Below are 19,646 nucleotides of genomic sequence, written 5' to 3'. Positions count from 1 at the left end.
ATCAAATTCCAACAAGGGGTTGCAGCAACCGACTGAAAATACCCTTGAACCGGGTCGGCGCTTCTGTCGCGACCAGGCAGATACATGGACCACCCGGTTCGACGCGCGGCTGATGTTCCACATGCTCATCGAGATCGGCGATATCACCGGGACCAAACCGCCCCAGATCATCGCGATAGGCACCGGACAGAACCAGCGTCATTTCCGTGCCCCCGTGACCATGCTCGGGCATTGCCATGCCCTCGCCGATATAAAGCATGTAAAGGGAGGAACGCGGGGCGCTTGCCAGTTTTATGGTATGCTTGCGCACGCCGGGAACCAGCTTTCGCCATCGAATGTCATCCAGTTCCGGCCCGATAAAATGCTGCAGCGGCAAGGGCACATCACCCTTCGGCGTCACACGGATCTGACGGGTCGGCATCATGTCCGGCCCCTCCGCATCCAACAGGCCCATCATGCGGTCAAGCGCATTGCTTTCCAGCGGCGCAGCATCTGCTTCAGCCAAAAGGTAGCCCCCGATTTCCTCCGCTGCATGGGCTGCAGCCCGGCAGGTATCGCACATCGCAATATGCGCGGCGACGACGATCGAAAAGGCCTCATCAAGGTCACCGCTCGCGTAGCGCAAAAGCGTCGCGTCATCGAGGTGATGTTGAACAGTCATTGCATTTCCTCAAGCTTGTCTCTCAGCTTGGCATAGGCCAACCGCATCCGCGATTTCACCGTACCAAGTGGCACATTCAGCTGCGCCGCAATTTCGCTTTGCGACATGTCCTGAATATAGGCCAGGTCGATAATTTCCCGCTGATCCGCTGGCAGTTCTTCCATGGCATTCGCCACCCGCCGGGACCGCTGATTGGCAATGGCATCATCCTCGCCATTGCTGTCTTCCGACGCCAGTTCAAGGTCGTCGATATCCTGATAAGGCCGCGAGGCGCTCCGGCGCAGCCGATCGATACGGGCATTTCGGGCGATGGTGAATATCCATGCGCTGACGCTGCCGCGATCCGGCGCGTAGAGATGTACCTTGCGCCACACCACCATCATCACGTCCTGCACAATATCCTCTGCCTGCGCATGATCCGCGCCGCCCTTCAACATCAGGGATTTCACCCGAGGGCCGAAATATAGAAACAGCGCACCGAATGCTTCGCGGTCACGGCAAGCCGCGACACGCGCCATCAAGGCACGATGTATCTCGGCCGGATTATCGCCGGCCTCCGCCCCTGCTTGCGTTTCCGTCGCTGATCCCATGCGCCGCCCTCATACTCATAACTGCATTACGCGGCTCATTCGCCACCGGATCACTCTATATTGAAATTGTGGCGATTGGCGATTTTCAAACGGAGAGCGCATCAGGGCATATGGCCATAGGCCCGCCCCATATCGGCAATTTCCGTCAATGCCTTTTCAAAACCGCACCAGTCATCATCCGCAGCAATCGGGGCCCAAATCGCCTCGACCTCATCGATCAACATCGTGCGCGGTTGTGCCCGTTTGAAGTAGGAATTATCCAGATTGAGTCTAGGTGCCGGCGTGAAGGCAACCAGACGTGCCCGAACAGGAGCAAAGGCATCAGACTGATAAAGTTCAGCAATCGGACTTTTTGCCGCCCGCGCTGCACTTTCCATGCCCCCGCGCCAGTCAAACAAGACCTGTTCGTAAGGCGCTTTCGAGCTGGCCATGAATTTGAATAGCGTTTCCAGCAGCGCAGCATCCGCTTCTGCGCCTTCCGACACCAACCCCAGTCGCGCCAGAAAAGCTGTTGGCAAAGCCCGCTGGAAGGCCGGGAAATACGTATTCAATGCCCGTTCCAGATCAGCCTGCTCACCAAGGGGCAAAAGACATTCTGCCAACCGGGTGAGGTTCCATGCCAGAACGTCCGGCTGCCGTCCGAAAGCATAAAGCCCCGTCTGGTCAAAATAGGCGGCGGCAAATCCCGGATCGTAATGCGGCAGAAACCGCCACGGCCCATAATCAAAACTCTCGCCGGTGAGATTGATATTGTCGGTATTCAGCACCCCATGCACGAAACCGGCCGCAATCCACTTGGCCCCGGTCTCGGCGACCCGGGCGCACACCGCCTCCAGCAACGCCGCCGCACTAGCGGCCATCGTTTCGCGCGCACAATCGGGATAGTAATGCTCAATGACATGCGCTGTAAGCCGGGACAATGCGTCAACATCTTGCAAATGGGCCTGCCGCTGAAACGTACCGATACGGATATGGGAATGGCTAAGCCGGACCAATACGGCGGACCGGGTTGGTGAAGGCTCGTCGCCCCGATGCAGGCTCTCGCCCGTCTCGATCAGCGAAAAGCTCTTTGAAGTATCAACACCAAGCGCTTCCAGCATCGTGGTGGCCAATACCTCGCGCACCCCGCCCTTCAACGTCAGCCGCCCGTCGCCCTGCCGCGACCATGGGGTCTGACCGCTCCCCTTGGTCGCCAGATCGAGCAGACGGTCCTTCTCGTCCAGTAGCTGCGCGAACAAAAAGCCGCGCCCGTCACCGAGATCGGGATTGTAGTTCTGAAACTGGTGCCCGTGATAGCGCAGCGCCAGGGGTTTTGGGAAACTGCCCTCGAGCGGATGAAAGCGGCCGAAATGATCGAGCCATTCGGTATCGCTCAGCCCACCCAGCCCCACGGTTTGCGCGGCACGCTGATTGCGGTAGCGCAGGATATGCTGCGGAAAATCCGCCGGCGCCACCTCATCAAAAAAGGCAGGGCCAAGACGGGCGTGAGCAAGACTGGGTCTGAATGCAGAAATGATGCGGCTCCTTGAATGGGAACCACAAAACTAGTCGATATCGCCGCCAAGTGCGAGCTGCATGGAATTACCAATATGCTTGCGCATGGCCGCAGCGGCATCCGCTCCGCGCTGCTCGCGCAAGGCTTCAAGAATATCGAGATGCTCGTTCATCACCCGGACCACATTGAACGGGGTCACCAGCAGGCGCTTCTGCGCCGCCATGCGCACCTTGACGGAATTGACACGGTAAACCTCGGAAATCAAATCGTTCGACAGTGAGTCAATCAGCTGGTCATGCATCGACCAGTCAATATCCTGCGCCGTCTCGGCTATTGCCTCAGTCGGCCCTTCATCTTCAAGCCGCTGCAAAATCCCGCGATGCAAGGCTTCCCATTCCTTTATCGTCGCCAGTGGAATGTGCTTGGGCGCATTCGCAATTGCTTCGAGTTCCAGAATAACCCTGAGCTGATAGGCATTTCGCACAAAAGCCACATCGACATTGGGGATCATCAGCCCCCGCTGGCGCAACGCGATCATAAGCCCCTCAGCCTCCAGCCGGGGAATGGCCTCACGCACAGCCGCCAGCGATGTGCCGGTCTGTTCCAGCAGCTCGCGCTGGGTCACCACCTGACCGGGACGCAACGCCTGAATATTCAGCAGCGAGATCACCCGGTCATAGGCTTCAGCCCGCAGGGTTTTTGAACTGTTTTCCGTTTTCTGCATGCTTCCCGCCAGTAAAATGTCATTGACATGTTAGTGTGTGATCGTGTTAAACGCTACCCCAGTTACACGACGTTACGCAATAAAAACTGCACCTTTCGGGAGGAATTTAGAATGACCTTTACCAGACGCGCCACACTTGCGGCCGCCGCTGCCCTCGCCCTTTCGGGCGTCGCGCCAGCCTTCGCCGCCGACCCCATCAAGCTGCGCATTTCCACCCCCGCCGTCGAATCCGACTGGCATGCGAAAATGCTCACGGTTTTCAAGGACGAAGTTGAAAGCGCCCTGCCCGGCGAAGTGAACGTTGAAATCCACCTCAACGCCACCCTGTTCAAGCAGGGCACCGAGCCTGCAGCCATGCAGCGCGGCAATCTCGACATGGCCATGATCTCCGCTCAGGATATCGCCAAGCAGATCCCCGCATGGTCCGTGTTCACCGCCGGCTATCTGATCCGCGATCCAGAGCACCAGAAAGCCGTGTTCCGTGGCGAAATCGGCCAGGAATTCTATGGCATGGTTTCCGACCAGATGAACATTCATGTTCTCGACGTTGGCTATCTCGGCACACGCCAGCTGAACCTGCGCGATGACAAGGACATCCAGACCCCTGAAGATCTGGCCGGCACCAAGCTGCGCATGCCCGGCTCCGATGCCTGGCAGTTCCTCGGCACCGCCCTCGGTGCTTCCCCGGTTTCCATCGCCTTCGGTGAAGTCTATACCGCCCTGCAAACCGGCGTTGTTGACGGCCAGGACAATCCGCTGCCGACCGATAAGGCTGCAAAGTTTTATGAAGTCACCAAGCAGATCGTGCTGACCTCGCACCTGGTCGATGCCATCTTCCTGTCCATGTCCAACGAGACCTGGAACAAGCTGAGCCCCGCGCAGCAGGAAGCCGTGACCGCAGCCGCCCAGAAAGCCACTGCCTATAACGATGAAATGCGCATCAAGGACGAAGCCGAATTGATCGCCTTCTTTGAAGGTGAAGGCCTCAAGGTTTACGAGCCGAACCGCGAAGCATTCCGCACCCGCGTTCAGCAGATGTACCTTGAATCCAGCTTTGCCGAGACATGGCCCGAGGGTATTGTCGACCGCGTAAACGCCGTTCAGTAGCGGCAAACCAAGGAATTAGCGTCAATGATCGCTAAATGGCGCAAATTCGCTGAGATCGTGGCCGTGGGTTTACTCACGGCCATGTTCGCCTCCTTCCTCCTCCAGATTTTCATGCGCTATGTCGTCAATCAGCCATTGGGCTGGACGTCGGAAGCCTGCGTGATCCTTTATATCTGGACCGTTTTCTGGACATCCGCCTTTCTGCTCGATGAGAGTGAGCACATCACCTTCTCGATGCTCTCCGATGCCTTGAGCCCGGCCAAGCGGCGCGTGCTGACCATTATCGGACATATCATTCTGGGCGCGGCTTTCCTCAGCGCGCTGCCCGCGATTACCGATTACGTGACCTTCATGAAGATAGATTCGACCCCGGTCACCCGTATCCGCTTCGATTACATCTATTCCATTTTCGTGGTGTTTGCCGCAGCCGTGGCCATCCGCGCTTTCCTCTCCATCTACCGCGCGCTTCGCAACGGCGCGGCAGCCAGCACGAACGCGACCCCTGAACAATGAGCACGCCCTTTCTCATCGCTATCGCCGGGTTTTTCATCCTCGCCGGTGCCGGCCTGCCCATCGCCTTTGCCATGTTCTCAGCGGCAATTGCCTATCTGTTCATCAGTGGGCAGGACGTTGGCCTGGTCGCAGAGCAAAGCCTCAACGGCATGTTCGATTCCTTCGTGCTGCTGGCGGTACCGCTGTTTATTCTGGCCGCCAATTTTATGAACGCGGGCACGGTCAGCGACCGTCTGCTGGCTTTCTGCGTCGCACTGGTGGGCCGTTTCCGTGGCGGCCTTGCCCAGGTTAACGTCGTCGCCAGCCTGATTTTCTCAGGCATGTCGGGCTCCGCCATCGCCGATGCCGCCGGCATAGGCCGCGTCATCATCGATATGATGCGCAAGGACAATCGCTATCCCGCCGGTTATGCCGCTGCACTGACTGCCGCGTCGTCCGTGATCGGGCCAATCATTCCACCATCGATCCCGATGGTTCTTTATGCCCTCATCTCAAATGCCTCGATTGGCTATCTGTTTCTCGCAGGCATTGTGCCGGGCCTGTTGATCGGCGGCATCCTCATGCTGTTCAACGCATGGACCGCCCGTCGCCGCAATTTCCAGACCGATGAAGTGGTGCCCCTGCGTGATCTGCCCCGCGTCACCTTACGTGCCTTCCCGGCATTGTTGATGCCGGTCATCCTGCTCGCAGGCATTTACGGCGGGGCCACCACCCCCACGGAAGCTGCGGCCGTCGCCGCCGCCTACGCGCTGGTCCTTGCAGCTTTCTTCTACCGCGCACTCAGCTTTGGCCAGTTGCGCGAAATCCTGCTCGACAGCGCCCGTTCAACGGCCATTGTCGGCATGATCATCGCTGCCGCCCTGGTATTCAACTATCTGGTCGCCAGCGAGAACATTCCGGGGATTGTCGCCGACAGCCTCTCCAGCCTCGACATGCACCCCCTGGTCTTCTTTTTGATGGTCAACGTCATTTTCCTGGCGCTGGGCTGCCTGTTCGACGCCACCACACTGTTGCTGGTCGTCGTGCCGCTGTTCATTCCCACCGTTAATGCGCTTGGCATCGACACGGTCCATTTTGGTGTGGTGATCGTCATCAACATCATGATCGGCCTGATCACGCCGCCCTATGGTGTGCTGCTGTTTGTCATCAACGCAGTGACCGACATCCCGCTCAAGGACATTATCCGTGAGACATGGCCTTTCCTCTGGGTCCTTTTGGGCGCACTGCTGGCCATGATCCTCTTCCCCGAAATCGTTCTCTTCCTGCCGCGCCTGTTTGGCTATCAGGGATAGCCCGACCGCGTACCGAACTGACAACCTCAAAGAAAGCCCAAATATGATCGCCCCTGTAGACGGAATTATTCCAGTAATGCTGACCCCTTTCGATGACGAAGGGAAGATCGACTGGACGGGTCTGGAAGCGCTCATTGAATGGTATATCGCCAACGGCTCCAATGCCCTGTTTGCCGTATGTCAGTCGAGCGAAATGCAGTTCCTCAGTGTCGAGGAACGTGTTGAACTGGCAAAGTTCACTGCCAAGGTCACCAATGGCCGCATTCCGGTAGTCGCATCGGGCCACGTGGCCGATGGTATTGATGATCAGGTCGCTGAACTGACCGCAATCGCCGACACCGGCATTGACGGGCTGGTGCTGGTCTCTAACCGGCTCGATCCGAACAAACAGGGCGCCGAAATCTTCCGCCAGAACTTCGACACGCTGATGGCGCAATTGCCCAAGGACATGCCTCTGGGCTTTTACGAATGCCCCGCCCCTTATCGCCGCCTTCTGAGCGATGACGAATTCAAGGCCTGCGCCCAGAGCGGCCGCTTTTCGGTCATGAAAGACGTCTCGTGTGAGATGGGCTTGCTGATGCACCGGGTGGAAATGTCCAAAGGAACACCTTTTGCGGTGGTGAACGCCAATGCCGCGATTGCCTGGCCCGCCATGCAGGCCGGTGCCCCCGGTTTCTGCGGCATAGCCAACAATTATCACCCCGATCTTTACCGCTGGCTGCAGGACCATGGCAAAAACCATCCAGACCTCGCCGAGGAAATGGCAACCTTCCTGGTCATGAGCGCCCTCAGTGAAGCATTTGGCTATCCGGTTATCGCCAAAATACTGCATCAGCGGCTTGGCACGATCAAAAGCATCCACAGCCGCACGATTGAGTATGATGTGCGCGAGCGCTTCTGGGCGCTCGACGTCGTGGTGGACCGGCTCATTCAGGGCACCGCGCATTATCGCGACCAAATCAAAACCCTGGGCAATTAGCTACGGCCTTGGTGCCATTGAAAATTCCATGCCGGTGCAGGCTTTCCCGCACCGGCTTTTTTACGACCCTAAATGCCCGAAAATCAGCTTGTTTAAGTAAAATCAGTTTTCGGGGATCACTGTCTCAGGGGTTTATTCAGCGACCCCACAGCTCCCTGCGCCAATTGCAAAACAATTGACAACCCCAGGAACAGCCCGCAGTGTACACGTGTACAAAATGACAATTCCGTCATTTTCGGCATTGTTTTGTACACGTGCGCAAAATGTCATGAGGCCGTCATTCAAGGCCCGTACAGCGAAAAAGCTGGACTTGCGCCAAAGGGATTGCGGTCTGCCCAAACACGGGCGGGTCACCGCGCTGGAGGACAAGCCGCTCAACGGCTCATTAGGGAGACATCGAACAATGACCATTCTATCCAAATTGCTCCGAACAACGGCGATCGCCGCTATCGCAGCAACGACAGCATCCGCTGCACTGGCCGAGGACATCACCATCAGCGTCTGGTCGGGTGGCAGTGGCCCCAACGATCACTACCGCACTGATGCCATCGAGATTGCAGCCGAATTCATGGAACGCGAAGCAGCGATCCTGGGCGAAGACCTCAACATCACCGTCGAAAAAACACCGCATAATACCTGGGACGATTTCAAGCAGGCACTGACGCTTTCCGCAGAAGCAGGGACCGCGCCGCACATCGTCGCCACCGGCCATGAAGATATCGCCCCATGGGCCCAGTCGGGGCTGATTGTGCCGATTGAAGATTATGTTGATCTCGACAGCTGGCCAATCGCCAACATCTACCCCAATCTGCTCGAAATCTCGTCCTATGGTAACGTTCTGTATGGCCTGCCGCAGGATGCAGAATCCCGGCCCATGTTCTTCTGGAACGACCACATGAAAGCCATCGGTTATACCGACGCTGACCTTGCCGCCCTGCCCCAGAAAATCGAGGACGGTGAATATACGCTTGAGAACGTTCTCGCCGACGCCAAGAAAATGCAGGAAGCAGGCGTTGTTGAAGCCGGTTACGGCTTCTATCCGCGCAATTCCAACGGCCCCGATTACTGGCAGTTCTACACCAGCTTTGGCGGCGCAATGGAAGAAGATGGCAAGCTTGTCTTTGACAAGGCCGCGATGACCAAGACTTACCAGTTCTTCGCTGACGCCGTTGCCGCAGACATCACACGCAAAAATCACATCGGCACCCCCGGTGACCAGTGGTATGCGGAAGTGGCGTCGGGTAAGGCTGGCATCTGGCACGGTGGCACCTGGCACTATGCACGCTATGTCAATCAGGAAGGCCTTGATGATTTCTTTGGTAACATCACGTTCTCGCTGATTCCGGCTGGCGACGGTGGCAAGGCCAATACGCTGACCCATCCGTTGGTATACCTCCTGATCAGCGATCACGACGAGCGCGAAACCGAGATTGCCGCACAGCTGGTCAAGATCGCTTCCGAGCCGCGCATCAACGTACTGCACGCGATCAAGTCGGCTCACCTCGGCATCTCGCCCGAGGAAACCATGATCGATCTCTACAGCAATGACCGCTGGGCCAACGAAGCCACCAAAACCCTTCTGCCTTTCGCCAATGCGATGCCGAACAATTCCGACTTCGGCACCTATTGGGGCATCATGTGGAAGAACCTTGAAGCTTCATGGACCGGCACCAAGACCGTCGAAGCGGCGATCAACGATGCTGAATCCGAGCTGAAGAGCACGCTCGGCGACGCCATCGTCATCCGCTAAGCCCTATTGTGTGACGGGCGCTGAACCTTTCAGCGTCCGTCCCTTTCAGCAGACGGTATCGCTCTCATGAACAGTTCAAAGACGCTCGGACTATTGCTGATTGCACCCGCGGTTATCATCGTGGTGCTGCTATTTCTCATGCCGGTGGTTCTGACTGCCGCGTTCTCCTTTACCAATATGAGCACAGCAACGGGCATTTCCGGCGGCGCTTATCAGGTGGCACCAAACTCTCTGCAGCGCATGGATGCCTCCATTCCCGAAATTGCAGAACAGCTCGCCGAAGCCAAATATGTCATCGACGAGGCGGGGCTTGCGACGTTGGAAGAAAACGAGATCTCGCCGCGGATCATCGAAGAATTGCGCAGCGCGCATTTGGACGAGGTCTTTGCCTCACGCCGCGATGCCGAACGCATGCTCAAAAGTCTTCGGGAACGTCTTTCAACGCGCGAGGTCAAGAAGATCTCCGAGATGTTCAACCGTTCAATTCTGAACGCGCGGTTCGACACCAAGCAGGAGCTTTTCGCAGCGCTCGACGGCATGGGGCTCAACTATGATGCCGACCAGAAAGAGACGATTGCAGAGCTGACCTATACCGGCTGGGTGTGGACGACGGAAAACTTCCATCGCCTGTTCACCAGTTCCGACACAGCCCGCATTCTGTTCAATACAGTTCTTTACGTGGGCGTCACGCTGATCGTTTTTAACACCAGCTACGCGCTGATCCTCGCCATCTCCACCCACTATATGCCCGACACCTCGGCCGGCATTTTCCGCGCTATCTGGTTATTGCCCCGCATTTCGCCGCCGGTGATCTATGTGCTGATGTGGAAATGGCTGACATGGGACACCGGGTTTATTTCCCTGTTTCTCCAGCAATTCGGCGTGCCCTCACGCAATTACCTGCTCGATAATGCCGCCAATGCCTGGTTCTTTGTTATCCTGATTAACGGCTTTGTCGGCGCCTCCATGGGCATGCTGGTCTTTTCCTCAGCGCTCAAGGCCATCCCAAAAAGCCATTTTCATGCCAGCGAAGTTGACGGCGCGAACCGCTGGCAACAAATCCGGCATATCGTGCTGCCGCAAATGCGTTGGCCGATCCTGTTTGTGACCTGCTACCAGACCCTGTCATTGCTGACATCTTTCGACCTGATCCTGCTGTCAACCAACGGCGGTCCCGGCGGGAGCACCGAAGTCTGGGCACTCGCGACCTATCATACAGCGCTCAACAATTATGCCGGCAATCTTGAGTACGGCCTTGGTACCGCCATGGCCCTCATCCTTGTCATTATCGGCATCGTTCTGGCGCTCGCCTACCTGCGGATATTCAACTACCGCGAACTCGTCTCCAAACCGTTGATCGAGCAGTAATATGGCCATTCAATCCACACCCTCGGTGAACTTCAAAGCCTGGCCGATTATCCTGGCACTCTCCATTGTCAGTCTGCCGCTTGTGCTGATGTATATTTACCTGTTCATCGACACGATTACAGACACGCCCCCCGGTTCTCTCTTCCCCACCAGCTTCACGCTGGCCCATTGGGACTTCCTCTGGCACACCAAACCGGGCAAAGCAAACATTTGGCAGGTGGCGCTCAACACGCTGATTTTTGCCACCTCCACCACAACCATCGTTCTATTGGTCTCGTCGATGGCAGGCTATGTGCTCTCCCGCCTGAACGTGCCCGGACGCGGCGTCTTTCTGGCAGGCGTCATGGTGTTGCATGCCTTTCCATCGGTCACCCTGATCATTGCGATCTTCATCGTGCTGCAAATGGTGGGGCTCTACAATTCCCTGATCGGCGTCATTCTGGTCAAGGCAGCACTTGATCTGCCTTTGGGCATCTGGCTGATGAAGGGCTTTTACGACACCGTGCCCTGGGAAATCGAAATGGCCGGTATTGCTGATGGCGCCAGCCGCTTCACCGTATGGCGGCGGCTGGTCCTGCCGCAGGTCAAACCGGCCCTCGCAGCCCTTGGGCTATTTGCCTTTCTCTCGGGCTGGAGCGAATTCATCCTGCCGCAAGTGCTGACGCCGGGAAACAAGGTACAGGTGCTCTCTGTCTATCTCGCGGCACTGATTGCCGACGACAATAATTTTGACATGGCGCTCTTCAAGTCGGTTGGCGTCTTTTACATCATCCCGGTGCTCATTCTCTTCGTCTTCTTCCAAAAGCACCTCATGAACATCTACGGCGGAGGCTCGAAAGGCTAATGCGCATTCTTCTCGACCAGTTCTCGAAATCCTTCGGCACCACCAAGGTCATCGAAGACATGACCCTTGAGGTCCATGACGGCGAAATGCTCGCCCTGCTTGGCCCCTCAGGTTGTGGCAAATCCACGACGCTGTTTGCCATTTGCGGCATCCACAAGGTCACTGGCGGCCGCATCTTGTTTGGCGAAAAAGACGTCACCGACATTCCCAGCCAGCAGCGCAGTGTCGGCGTCGTGTTTCAGTCCTATGCCCTTTATCCGCATATGACCGTTGCCCAGAATATCGGCTTCCCGCTGCAGGTGAAAAAAACGCCTGCCGCCGAGATTACCCGGCAGGTAGGGGAAATCGCGGAGATGGTGCATATCGAAAATCTGCTGGCGCGGCGTCCGGCCGAACTGTCCGGCGGCCAACAGCAGCGTGTCGCCCTCGCCCGCGCCCTGATCCGCAAACCCGATGTGCTGCTGCTTGATGAGCCACTGGCCAATCTCGATGCCAAATTGCGGTTGGAAATGCGCTCGGAAATCCGTCGCATTCAGCTCGAGACCGGCATCACGGCGATCCTTGTGACCCATGATCAGGTGGAAGCCATGAGCATGTGCGACCGCATCGCTATCATGAATGCCGGCGAAATCATCCAGATCGCCACGCCCACCGAAATGTATCACAACCCGGCAACCGAGTTTGTCGCCGGTTTCCTCGGCAATCCGCCCATCGCCTTTTTACGCGGCACAGCCGACAATGCCGGCTTCGCGCTAGAGAACAGCGACCTCAAACTTGATTTGCCGGGCGCGAAATCTGTTGCCGCAAATGGTAGCCCGCTGTCATTGGGCATCCGCCCGGAGGATTTCGGTCCGGCGGGCGACGCGATTATCCCCGGCAAGGTCGTATTTGTCGAAACCCAGGGACGCGAAAATCTCTACGACGTTCAGCTCGCAAATGGCAGTGTTCTGCGTTCGATCCAGCCGGTGCGCGATGATATCGCAGTAGGCGATGAAGTGCGCTGGGGCGCGAACAGCAATCAGATCATGGTCTTCACTCAGGACGGCACACGGCTATGAACCAGCACGATCTGACACCGTTCCTTAAACGCCATCAATGGCCACACGAGCAATCAAAATTACCCTTCTGCATCGGCCATCGCGGGGCCAGCGGACATTTGACCGAGAACACGCTGGCAGCCTTCCGGCTGGCCGCGGAGATGGGCGCGGAAATGTGGGAGCTGGACACCCAGCTCACAAGCGACGGCGTGGTCGTAGTCAGCCATGACGATCATTTGCAGCGCGTCTTTGGCATCGACAAACGCATCTCCGAACTCACTGCCGCCGAACTCGTGGCTCTCGAGAATGTAGCGGTGCCCACGTTTTCAGAGGTGGCAGCCCTCGCGCGGGAACTGGGCACAGGCCTTTATATCGAACTCAAGGCGCCGGGCACCGGGCTGCTCTGTTGGCGGGAACTGGTGGCGCATAATCAGCGCTTTGCCACCCTTGGTTCATTCGACACCAATCAGGTGCGTGAATTGCGTGATAGCGATTGTGACTACCCGCTTTCTGTCCTCGTGCGTGCGGGCAATGATCCCCACGCCATGGCCGACCGCGCCGGTGCCCACATTATCCATCTCTGTTGGGAACGCGCCAGTGATCGCCCGCAGGATCTGGTAACCGAGGCGCTCTGCACGAAAGCTTTCCAGGCTGGCCGCGAGATTGTGCTCTGGCACGAGGAACGTCCCGAGATTATCGCCGACATTATCAAACTGCCGGTTCTGGGCATTTGCACAGACTTGCCCGAAACCCTACGCCCTGCAGACCAGCCCCGAGCTTTTGCATGAACCAGAAAAAGACCCGCCCCCGCAAGGTCACCTCACATGATGTGGCTGAACGCGCCGGCGTTTCGCGCGCCGCCGTATCACGCACGTTCACCCCGGATGCCAGCGTATCCGCTGAAACGCGCGAGAAAGTGCACAAAGCCGCCAAGGAACTGGGCTATCGCGTCAATTATCTGGCGCGTAGCCTGATCAACCAGCGCTCCGATCTCGTGGGCGTGGTCGCCGCTGGTCTTGATAACCCGTTTCGGACTCTGCAGATCGACCAATTGTCGCGTACCCTTTTGGCGCATAATTTCCGGCCGCTGCTGCTGCCCACATCCAGCACCGCCAGCACGTCGGATTTCATCGAGCAATTGCTGCAATATTCGGTCTCGGGCGTCCTGGTTACCTCGGATGCGCCGCCAACAGCGCTTTGCGAAGAATGCGCGGCTTATGGCATCCCAATCGTCCTGATCAACAAGGGTGAGGACATCCCGTTTGTTGACCGGGTTGTCTCCGATGACAAGACAGCAGGCCAGATGGCAGCCGATCTCCTGATTGAGGGTGGGGCCGAACGGCCCGCCGTCATGGCCGCGCCCGGCGTGTCCTATACCGCCCGCCGGCGTCTCGATGCCTTCGTTGCCCGTTGCCGCAGCCTGGGTAAAACGCCGGACATCCTGCCAATTCCGGTCAATGATTATACCAGCGGATTTGAGGGTGCGGCGCAGTTGCACGGCACCAATATCGACGGTCTGTTCTGCGTCAACGACTACCTTGCCTGTGGTGTTGTCGACCGTCTCGCAAAAGACCGCACGGTCCGCAAATCAGGGCCGGTCCGGGTCATCGGCCATGATGACATTCCCCAGGCCAGTTGGCATGCCTATCAACTGACGACCATTCTGCAGCCTTGCGATATTCAGGCTCAGCAGGCCATCGACCTGCTGATCTCGCGCATGGAAGATCCTGGCATGCCGGCCCGTGTCGAATTCACCGCTGTCACCATGATCAAGCGCAGGACCGCATAATGGTGCATGACTTGTCTGTTCGCGAGATCAAGGCCCGTGCTGAATTTGCCGAAACTCTGGCACGCGAGGTTGGCCGCTCGGCCGCCACATTCCGGCAGAACGCCAGCGCGTCCTCTTTGGTCATTGAGAACAAGGGTCATCAGGATTTTGTCACCATTGCCGACCGGCAGACCGAAGACACCATTCGTTCAGCCATCGCCGAGGCCTTTCCCCATGATGGCTTCATGGGTGAGGAAACCGGCGGCGCGGTGAATACCGAGGCCGTCTGGGTAGTTGATCCGATCGATGGCACAACCAATTTTCTGCGCGGTTTCCGCCATTGGGGCGTGTCTATCGCGTTTGTCCTTGGCGAGCACATTGAGATCGGTGTCATCTATGATGCGACCCGTGACAAGGTATTCTCCGCGATAAGAGGCAATGGCGCATTCAGCGAAGGTAAAGCCGTTCACGCATCAACCCTGACGGATCCCAACAAGGCAATTGCTGTCCTCGGCCACTCCCGCCGCACCGATTTTGACGTTTATATTCAAGTCGTCAGGGAACTATATGCCCGCGGAATCGATTATAGACGCATGGGCGCCGCAGCCATCGGTCTGGTTCGTGTCGCCGATGGGACGGCAGACCTCTATTATGAGAACCATCTCAACAGTTGGGACATGCTGGCCGGCGCACTGATCGCCCACGAGGCGGGTGCTGCCGTACTGATGCCCCCAATTGCGGATATCCTGCTCAATGGCGGTGCCATTGTCGCCAATGCAAAAGGCCTGACAGACGATTTTTCTTTTTTGCACAAACAGTTAGCTTCTTCATGCCAACAGCTTTAACATTGGCGACCGACTAGTCTGATACAAAAACAACAAAGGGCGGCCCCATAACAATACGATGAGTTTGTACCTTCTTCTGATACATCTGGCAGGGGCGATCACGCTGCTGCTTTGGGCAGTTCGCATGGTACGCACGGGCGTGGAACGCAGCCAGGAACACAGGCTCCGCCGCATCCTGCGCGAAAGCAAGAACTCGCGTCTCAAAGCCGCCGGTATCGGCGCCGGGGTCGCGGTATTGTTGCAAAGCTCAACCGCCGTCGCCGTCCTCGCGGCAGGATTCGCGGGCTCAGGCGCGCTAACACTGGCGACAGGGCTGGCACTCATGCTGGGTGCGGACATTGGCTCAGCCGTTGTCGTGCAAATTCTCTCTGTCGACCTTTCCTGGCTGACACCGGTACTGCTGATCGCCGGCGGCTTGTGCTTTTTTCGGGGCAAGAGCCGTGAAACACGCCAATTGGGCCGGATTCTTATTGGTATCTCGCTCATTCTGCTTTCCCTCGGGCTGATCGGTGAAGCAACCGAACCGTTGCGCGAATCCGCCTTCTTGCCGACCGTCGTTACTTACCTGCAAGGCGACTTTCTTTCGGCCTTTCTGATCGGTGCGGCGTTCACCTGGCTGGTGCATTCAAGCGTCGCCTCCATCCTGCTCATCGCCGCCTTCACGGCGCGCGGCCTCGTGCCGCCTGAGCTCGGCATATCCCTGATGCTCGGCGCCAATCTCGGGGGCGGATTGATCGCTGCCGGGCTTGTGCGGCGCGGCTTTGTCGCCGCACGGCAGATCGCCCTTGGCAACCTTCTATTCCGCAGTATCGGCGCCCTGTGCGCGCTGCTGGTGGTAAATTCCCTCACCCTGCCCCTCGAATGGTTTGGCAGCGAACCCGCCCGGCAGGTTATCAATCTGCATCTGGCGTTCAATTTTGCGCTTCTGGTGATCTGCCTGCCACTCACCGGTATTGCCGCAAAACTCATTGAAAGGTTTTTCCCTGACAAGGACAGCGACGAGGCTGATCCATTGGAAGGCGCATCCAGCTGTCTCGATCAGGCCGTCATCGGAATTCCCGCCCTGGCCTTGGCCAGTGCGACGCGTGAGCTTTTGCGCATGGCCGAAATTATAGAGCGCATGCTCAGTCCTATTATGGATATTTATGAGACGGGTGACCCGGACAAAATCCGCCAGGCCAAACAGCTTGAAGCCGCCGTCAACCAAGCCGAATCCGAGATCAAACTTTATCTGGCAGCCATCGATTACAACAACGAGGATGAAGCCAAGCGTGGACAGGAACTCTCCACCTTCGCCATCAATCTCGAATATGTCGGCGATGCGATTACCAAGACGCTGTTGAAGCTTGCGGTTACCCGCCGCGAGCAGAAATTGTCGTTCTCGGCTGAAGGCTGGCGGGAACTATCTGAATTGCATCACCGGGTGATGGCAAACATGCAGCTGGCGCTGAATGTTCTCATATCAAAGGATCGTGAATCCGCCCGGCAATTGCTGGCCGAAAAGGATGCAATGCGCGCGGCCGAACGCACCAGCCATGGCCGACACCTTCAACGGCTGCAATCCGGGTCTGTGAAGAGCATGGAGACCAGCGATATCCATCTGGAAACCGTCCGGGCGTTAAAAACCATCAACTCCCTGTTCGCCACCATTGCCTACCCCATTCTCTCCGAGAGTGGTGAACTGCTGGACAGCCGTCTGACAGGCAGGTCCAAAAAGGTCAAAGCCTAGGCAACGGGCCCTGCCTGATGCCTAGGCCGCAGCTATGCGTTTGTCCCACGCCGCTTCGGTGGCAATAGCTTCGTCGGTAGTGATCTGGTCAGCACCCAATGCCATCAATCGGTTGAACGCAGTCCATTCGCCATCGTCAAAGCCCCTCTCAGGGTCTTTAAGGGTAAAGGTCCAGGCATCAACCTTTTTGCCCTCCTGATGGCAAAGGCCGATCAGGTCCAGCCCATCCGCATCAGCTTTGAGCACCAGTTGCCATGCAAGATAGATCGTATCCGGTGCCGTAGACCCGCGCAGATCAGCGAGCAATGAGCGCTCGACAGCCGCGATACCATCCTGCTTGTAGATATCCACCAGCCCATTGGTGGGGTCGATCCCCCGCATAAGGTTCGGCACCTCTGTCCGGATGGCTTCAATCAGAGCGAGACTGTCTGCACTGACAATAATATTGGCGTCTATATCCGCGAAAAACCGTGCCAGATGCGCGACACCCTCGACACCGACCGCCTCGTAATCATCCTTCATGTCAAACTGCAGCAGCGCATCCGGATGGGACAGACGCAGCATCGCCGCCAGATCTTCACTGAAAATCAGCGGGCGCGGCGTATCCGCAAACGAGAGCTCAGCCATTTCCGCGCGCCCCAGTTCCGCGACCCGTCCCTGTCCATTGGTTTCCCCTTCAAGCAAATCATCATGCAGCACGACAAATCCGCCATCTCCGCGCACCCGCATGTCGAGTTCCATGGAGGCACCAAGGCGAAAACCCTCGGCCATGGTTTCCGCCGAAAAAAGCGGATCGCGCATCCGCCGCCGCAACCGATGCCACTTCAGTCTGGTGGTGCGTCCGGCATGCACTAGCGCCAGGCCCTCCGCGGAAGAGTTTGTCATGAAATCACCCGTTTGATTGCCGGCCGATTCAACGAGACACGGCGTTGTTTTGCAAGCAATTCCACGAATTTAGAGCGCAGTTTCTACAGTTGAACTGTAGCAAGACCATCCTGCTCCTGCCGTGTGGCAATTCACGTGGTGAAAGCCCCTAGTTCAACCGCTGCTGCGTATCGACATCGAAAATATGCAAAGCGGTAATATCCGCCGTCACATGCACCACTTCGCCAATCTCAAGTGTCACATCCATGGCCGCGACCACGGTTTGGTCCCCCACGCGGCCATGCACCAGGCGGTGGGCGCCCAATTCTTCCACATAGGCCACCTGCAAAGCCAGGGCACCCGGCGCATCAGGCGCAACAGGAAGCAGATCCTCAGGGCGCACGCCCAATATGACGCCTTTCCGCCCCTCGATCTGTTGATGCAGATTGAGGCTGACCTCACCAATATGAGCCTTGCCGTCAGCATGATCTGCCTTGATCAGGTTCATCGCCGGGGAGCCAATGAAGCTGGCAACGAAGGTTGAGGCCGGCTTGCGATACACCTCCAGCGGCGTGCCGATCTGCTGGACCAATCCCCCGTTGAGCACAACCAGCCGGTCCGCAAGCGTCATCGCCTCAAGCTGGTCATGGGTGACATACATCGACGTGGTGCCGAGCCGCTTTTGCAGCTGTTTGATTTCGCCGCGCATCTGCACCCGCAATTTGGCATCGAGATTGGACAGCGGTTCATCGAACAAAAAGGCCGCCGGCTCGCGCACAATCGCCCGCCCCATGGCCACACGCTGGCGTTGCCCGCCCGAAAGGTGACGCGGTTTACGCTCCAGATAGTCACCAATCTCCAGAATACGGGCCGCTTCAGCGACCCGCTTGGCGATCTCCGCCTTGGGCAAGCCCTGGTTCTTCAGCCCATAGGAGAGGTTTTGGCGGACGCTCATATGCGGATAAAGCGCATAATTCTGGAACACCATGGCAATATCGCGCTCCGCCGGATCAAGATCATTGACCACGCGGTCGCCGATACTGACCTTGCCCGCGGTAATTGTCTCAAGCCCGGCCACCATGCGCAACATCGTCGACTTGCCGCAGCCGGAAGGGCCGACCAATACGATGAACTCCCCATCGGCAATGTTCACATCAATGCCTTTCACGGCATGAACCCCACCTTGATAGGTCTTTTCCAGACCGGTGATCTCAATCGCTGCCATGTTATTTCTCCGTTTCCGTCAGGCCTTTGACGAACAGGCGCTGCATAAAGATGACGATCAACACGGGCGGCAGGGCAGCGAGAACAACTGCGGACATCACGATGTGCCATTGCGGTTGCGAATCCGCCACATCGGCCATGCGTTTGATACCCATGACGACCGTGTAAAATTTGCTGTCGGTGGTAACCAGCAAGGGCCAGAGATACTGGTTCCAGCCAAAGATAAAGAGGATGACGAACAGGGCCGCGATATTGGTGCGGCTCAAGGGCAGCAGGATATCAAAGAAGAATTTGACAGGCCCTGCCCGGTCAACGCGGGCCGCCTCAACCAGCTCATCCGGCACGGTCAAAAAGAACTGACGGAACAGGAAAGTTGCGGTTGCCGAGGCGATCAGGGGAATAGTGAGACCGGCATAGGAATTGAGCATTTGCAGGTTCGCCACCACCTCGAAGGTGGGAATGATACGCACCTCAACCGGCAACATCAGCGTGATGAAGATGATCCAGAAGGCAAGCAGGCGGAACGGGAACTGAAAATAGACAATTGCGTAAGCGGAAATAATCGAGATCGCGATCTTGCCCACCGCGATGATCAGCGCCATCATCAGTGAATTCCACATCATCATGGTAAGCGGCGGCGCACCCAGCGTCGAGGCACCCTCAAAGAGAACCTGGCCATAATTTTCGATCAGATTGGGCCCCGGCAATAAAGGCGCGACCCCCGACGTGAACGATGTCGCTTCATAGGTTGAAGCCACAAAGGCGATGTAGACCGGGAAGGCGATCAGCAGCACACCAGCGATCAGGATCAGGTGCGAGATCAGATTCAGAATGGGACGGTTTTCAACCATGACAG

At 57.4% G+C, this 19,646-nt stretch carries 19 protein-coding genes; 12 read left to right on the top strand and 7 right to left on the bottom strand.

The features are described 5' to 3' along the window. Position 1: 1 nt before the first annotated feature. The 4 genes from L1P08_RS15445 to L1P08_RS15430 all read right to left on the bottom strand — a co-directional run bounded on the left by L1P08_RS15445 (position 2) and on the right by L1P08_RS15430 (position 3,470). Positions 2-661: a ChrR family anti-sigma-E factor gene (locus L1P08_RS15445; protein WP_303617883.1), complete on the bottom strand. Its 660-nt coding sequence runs from the start codon at positions 659-661 to the stop codon at positions 2-4. Then, positions 658-1,251, bottom strand: coding sequence for a sigma-70 family RNA polymerase sigma factor (locus tag L1P08_RS15440; RefSeq protein ID WP_303617882.1), 594 nt, complete (start codon positions 1,249-1,251; stop codon positions 658-660). The genes L1P08_RS15445 and L1P08_RS15440 overlap by 4 nt, the downstream gene beginning before the upstream one ends. A gap of 101 nt (positions 1,252-1,352) precedes the next feature. Next, entirely contained in the window at positions 1,353-2,768 is a 1,416-nt protein-coding gene (locus tag L1P08_RS15435; protein ID WP_497007246.1) for a protein adenylyltransferase SelO, read from the bottom strand. Between the two features lie 27 nt (positions 2,769-2,795). After that, positions 2,796-3,470 (bottom strand): GntR family transcriptional regulator, encoded by a 675-nt coding sequence (locus L1P08_RS15430; protein ID WP_303617880.1) that lies wholly within the window; start codon positions 3,468-3,470, stop codon positions 2,796-2,798. A gap of 111 nt (positions 3,471-3,581) precedes the next feature. On the opposite strand from L1P08_RS15430, the gene L1P08_RS15425 reads away from it, so the two are divergent. The 12 genes from L1P08_RS15425 (at position 3,582) to L1P08_RS15370 (ending at position 16,702) form a co-directional block, all read left to right on the top strand. Continuing rightward, positions 3,582-4,577: a sialic acid TRAP transporter substrate-binding protein SiaP gene (locus L1P08_RS15425; protein WP_303617879.1), complete on the top strand. Its 996-nt coding sequence runs from the start codon at positions 3,582-3,584 to the stop codon at positions 4,575-4,577. Positions 4,578-4,601: 24 nt separating this feature from the next. Further along, complete coding sequence (locus tag L1P08_RS15420; protein WP_303617878.1) at positions 4,602-5,090, top strand: TRAP transporter small permease; 489 nt, start codon at positions 4,602-4,604, stop codon at positions 5,088-5,090. Next, positions 5,087-6,382: a TRAP transporter large permease gene (locus L1P08_RS15415; RefSeq protein ID WP_303617877.1), complete on the top strand. Its 1,296-nt coding sequence runs from the start codon at positions 5,087-5,089 to the stop codon at positions 6,380-6,382. Before L1P08_RS15420 ends, L1P08_RS15415 begins: the two co-directional genes overlap by 4 nt. Positions 6,383-6,425: 43 nt before the next feature. Continuing rightward, positions 6,426-7,361: a dihydrodipicolinate synthase family protein gene (locus L1P08_RS15410; protein WP_303617876.1), complete on the top strand. Its 936-nt coding sequence runs from the start codon at positions 6,426-6,428 to the stop codon at positions 7,359-7,361. Between the two features lie 403 nt (positions 7,362-7,764). Further along, the gene (locus L1P08_RS15405; protein ID WP_303617875.1) at positions 7,765-9,111 is read left to right on the top strand and encodes an ABC transporter substrate-binding protein; all 1,347 of its coding nucleotides are present in this window, start codon (positions 7,765-7,767) and stop codon (positions 9,109-9,111) included. A gap of 66 nt (positions 9,112-9,177) precedes the next feature. Beyond that, complete coding sequence (locus L1P08_RS15400) at positions 9,178-10,479, top strand: carbohydrate ABC transporter permease (protein WP_303617874.1); 1,302 nt, start codon at positions 9,178-9,180, stop codon at positions 10,477-10,479. Position 10,480: 1 nt separating this feature from the next. Next, positions 10,481-11,323: a carbohydrate ABC transporter permease gene (locus L1P08_RS15395; protein WP_303617873.1), complete on the top strand. Its 843-nt coding sequence runs from the start codon at positions 10,481-10,483 to the stop codon at positions 11,321-11,323. Next, entirely contained in the window at positions 11,323-12,381 is a 1,059-nt protein-coding gene (locus tag L1P08_RS15390) for an ABC transporter ATP-binding protein (protein ID WP_303617872.1), read from the top strand. Before L1P08_RS15395 ends, L1P08_RS15390 begins: the two co-directional genes overlap by 1 nt. Beyond that, positions 12,378-13,148, top strand: coding sequence for a glycerophosphodiester phosphodiesterase (locus tag L1P08_RS15385; RefSeq protein ID WP_303617871.1), 771 nt, complete (start codon positions 12,378-12,380; stop codon positions 13,146-13,148). The genes L1P08_RS15390 and L1P08_RS15385 overlap by 4 nt, the downstream gene beginning before the upstream one ends. Beyond that, positions 13,145-14,149: a LacI family DNA-binding transcriptional regulator gene (locus tag L1P08_RS15380; protein ID WP_303617870.1), complete on the top strand. Its 1,005-nt coding sequence runs from the start codon at positions 13,145-13,147 to the stop codon at positions 14,147-14,149. The genes L1P08_RS15385 and L1P08_RS15380 overlap by 4 nt, the downstream gene beginning before the upstream one ends. Beyond that, entirely contained in the window at positions 14,149-14,973 is an 825-nt protein-coding gene (locus L1P08_RS15375) for an inositol monophosphatase family protein (RefSeq protein WP_303617869.1), read from the top strand. Before L1P08_RS15380 ends, L1P08_RS15375 begins: the two co-directional genes overlap by 1 nt. Positions 14,974-15,031: 58 nt before the next feature. Continuing rightward, positions 15,032-16,702: a Na/Pi cotransporter family protein gene (locus L1P08_RS15370; protein WP_303617868.1), complete on the top strand. Its 1,671-nt coding sequence runs from the start codon at positions 15,032-15,034 to the stop codon at positions 16,700-16,702. Positions 16,703-16,723: 21 nt separating this feature from the next. On the opposite strand, the gene L1P08_RS15365 is transcribed toward L1P08_RS15370, so the two are convergent. The 3 genes from L1P08_RS15365 to ugpE all read right to left on the bottom strand — a co-directional run bounded on the left by L1P08_RS15365 (position 16,724) and on the right by ugpE (position 19,641). After that, positions 16,724-17,587, bottom strand: a complete 864-nt coding sequence (locus L1P08_RS15365; protein WP_303617867.1) for a glycerophosphodiester phosphodiesterase — start codon at positions 17,585-17,587, stop codon at positions 16,724-16,726. 148 nt (positions 17,588-17,735) lie between these two features. Then, positions 17,736-18,791 (bottom strand): sn-glycerol-3-phosphate import ATP-binding protein UgpC, encoded by a 1,056-nt coding sequence (locus L1P08_RS15360; RefSeq protein ID WP_303617866.1) that lies wholly within the window; start codon positions 18,789-18,791, stop codon positions 17,736-17,738. Between the two features lies 1 nt (position 18,792). Beyond that, the gene (gene ugpE, locus L1P08_RS15355) at positions 18,793-19,641 is read right to left on the bottom strand and encodes a sn-glycerol-3-phosphate ABC transporter permease UgpE (protein ID WP_303617865.1); all 849 of its coding nucleotides are present in this window, start codon (positions 19,639-19,641) and stop codon (positions 18,793-18,795) included. Positions 19,642-19,646 lie beyond the last annotated feature (5 nt).

It is taken from the genome of Mariluticola halotolerans (assembly GCF_021611515.1).
Classification (GTDB): Bacteria; Pseudomonadota; Alphaproteobacteria; order Rhizobiales; family Devosiaceae; genus Mariluticola; species Mariluticola halotolerans.
Note: the sequence above shows the minus strand (reverse complement) of the source record. Positions and strands in the feature narration are given on the sequence as shown.

Bases quoted from the DNA above. Each gene is read 5' to 3' on its own strand.
- L1P08_RS15370 (WP_303617868.1), top strand. From the start codon at position 15,032: ATGAGTTTGTACCTTCTTCTGATACATCTGGCAGGGGCGATCACGCTG.
- L1P08_RS15405 (WP_303617875.1), top strand. From the start codon at position 7,765: ATGACCATTCTATCCAAATTGCTCCGAACAACGGCGATCGCCGCTATC.
- L1P08_RS15395 (WP_303617873.1), top strand. From the start codon at position 10,481: ATGGCCATTCAATCCACACCCTCGGTGAACTTCAAAGCCTGGCCGATT.
- L1P08_RS15400 (WP_303617874.1), top strand. From the start codon at position 9,178: ATGAACAGTTCAAAGACGCTCGGACTATTGCTGATTGCACCCGCGGTT.
- L1P08_RS15430 (WP_303617880.1), bottom strand. From the start codon at position 3,470: ATGCAGAAAACGGAAAACAGTTCAAAAACCCTGCGGGCTGAAGCCTAT.
- L1P08_RS15415 (WP_303617877.1), top strand. From the start codon at position 5,087: ATGAGCACGCCCTTTCTCATCGCTATCGCCGGGTTTTTCATCCTCGCC.
- L1P08_RS15385 (WP_303617871.1), top strand. From the start codon at position 12,378: ATGAACCAGCACGATCTGACACCGTTCCTTAAACGCCATCAATGGCCA.
- L1P08_RS15410 (WP_303617876.1), top strand. From the start codon at position 6,426: ATGATCGCCCCTGTAGACGGAATTATTCCAGTAATGCTGACCCCTTTC.
- L1P08_RS15390 (WP_303617872.1), top strand. From the start codon at position 11,323: ATGCGCATTCTTCTCGACCAGTTCTCGAAATCCTTCGGCACCACCAAG.
- L1P08_RS15440 (WP_303617882.1), bottom strand. From the start codon at position 1,251: ATGGGATCAGCGACGGAAACGCAAGCAGGGGCGGAGGCCGGCGATAAT.
- L1P08_RS15420 (WP_303617878.1), top strand. From the start codon at position 4,602: ATGATCGCTAAATGGCGCAAATTCGCTGAGATCGTGGCCGTGGGTTTA.
- L1P08_RS15365 (WP_303617867.1), bottom strand. From the start codon at position 17,587: ATGACAAACTCTTCCGCGGAGGGCCTGGCGCTAGTGCATGCCGGACGC.
- ugpE (WP_303617865.1), bottom strand. From the start codon at position 19,641: ATGGTTGAAAACCGTCCCATTCTGAATCTGATCTCGCACCTGATCCTG.
- L1P08_RS15425 (WP_303617879.1), top strand. From the start codon at position 3,582: ATGACCTTTACCAGACGCGCCACACTTGCGGCCGCCGCTGCCCTCGCC.
- L1P08_RS15380 (WP_303617870.1), top strand. From the start codon at position 13,145: ATGAACCAGAAAAAGACCCGCCCCCGCAAGGTCACCTCACATGATGTG.
- L1P08_RS15375 (WP_303617869.1), top strand. From the start codon at position 14,149: ATGGTGCATGACTTGTCTGTTCGCGAGATCAAGGCCCGTGCTGAATTT.
- L1P08_RS15360 (WP_303617866.1), bottom strand. From the start codon at position 18,791: ATGGCAGCGATTGAGATCACCGGTCTGGAAAAGACCTATCAAGGTGGG.
- L1P08_RS15445 (WP_303617883.1), bottom strand. From the start codon at position 661: ATGACTGTTCAACATCACCTCGATGACGCGACGCTTTTGCGCTACGCG.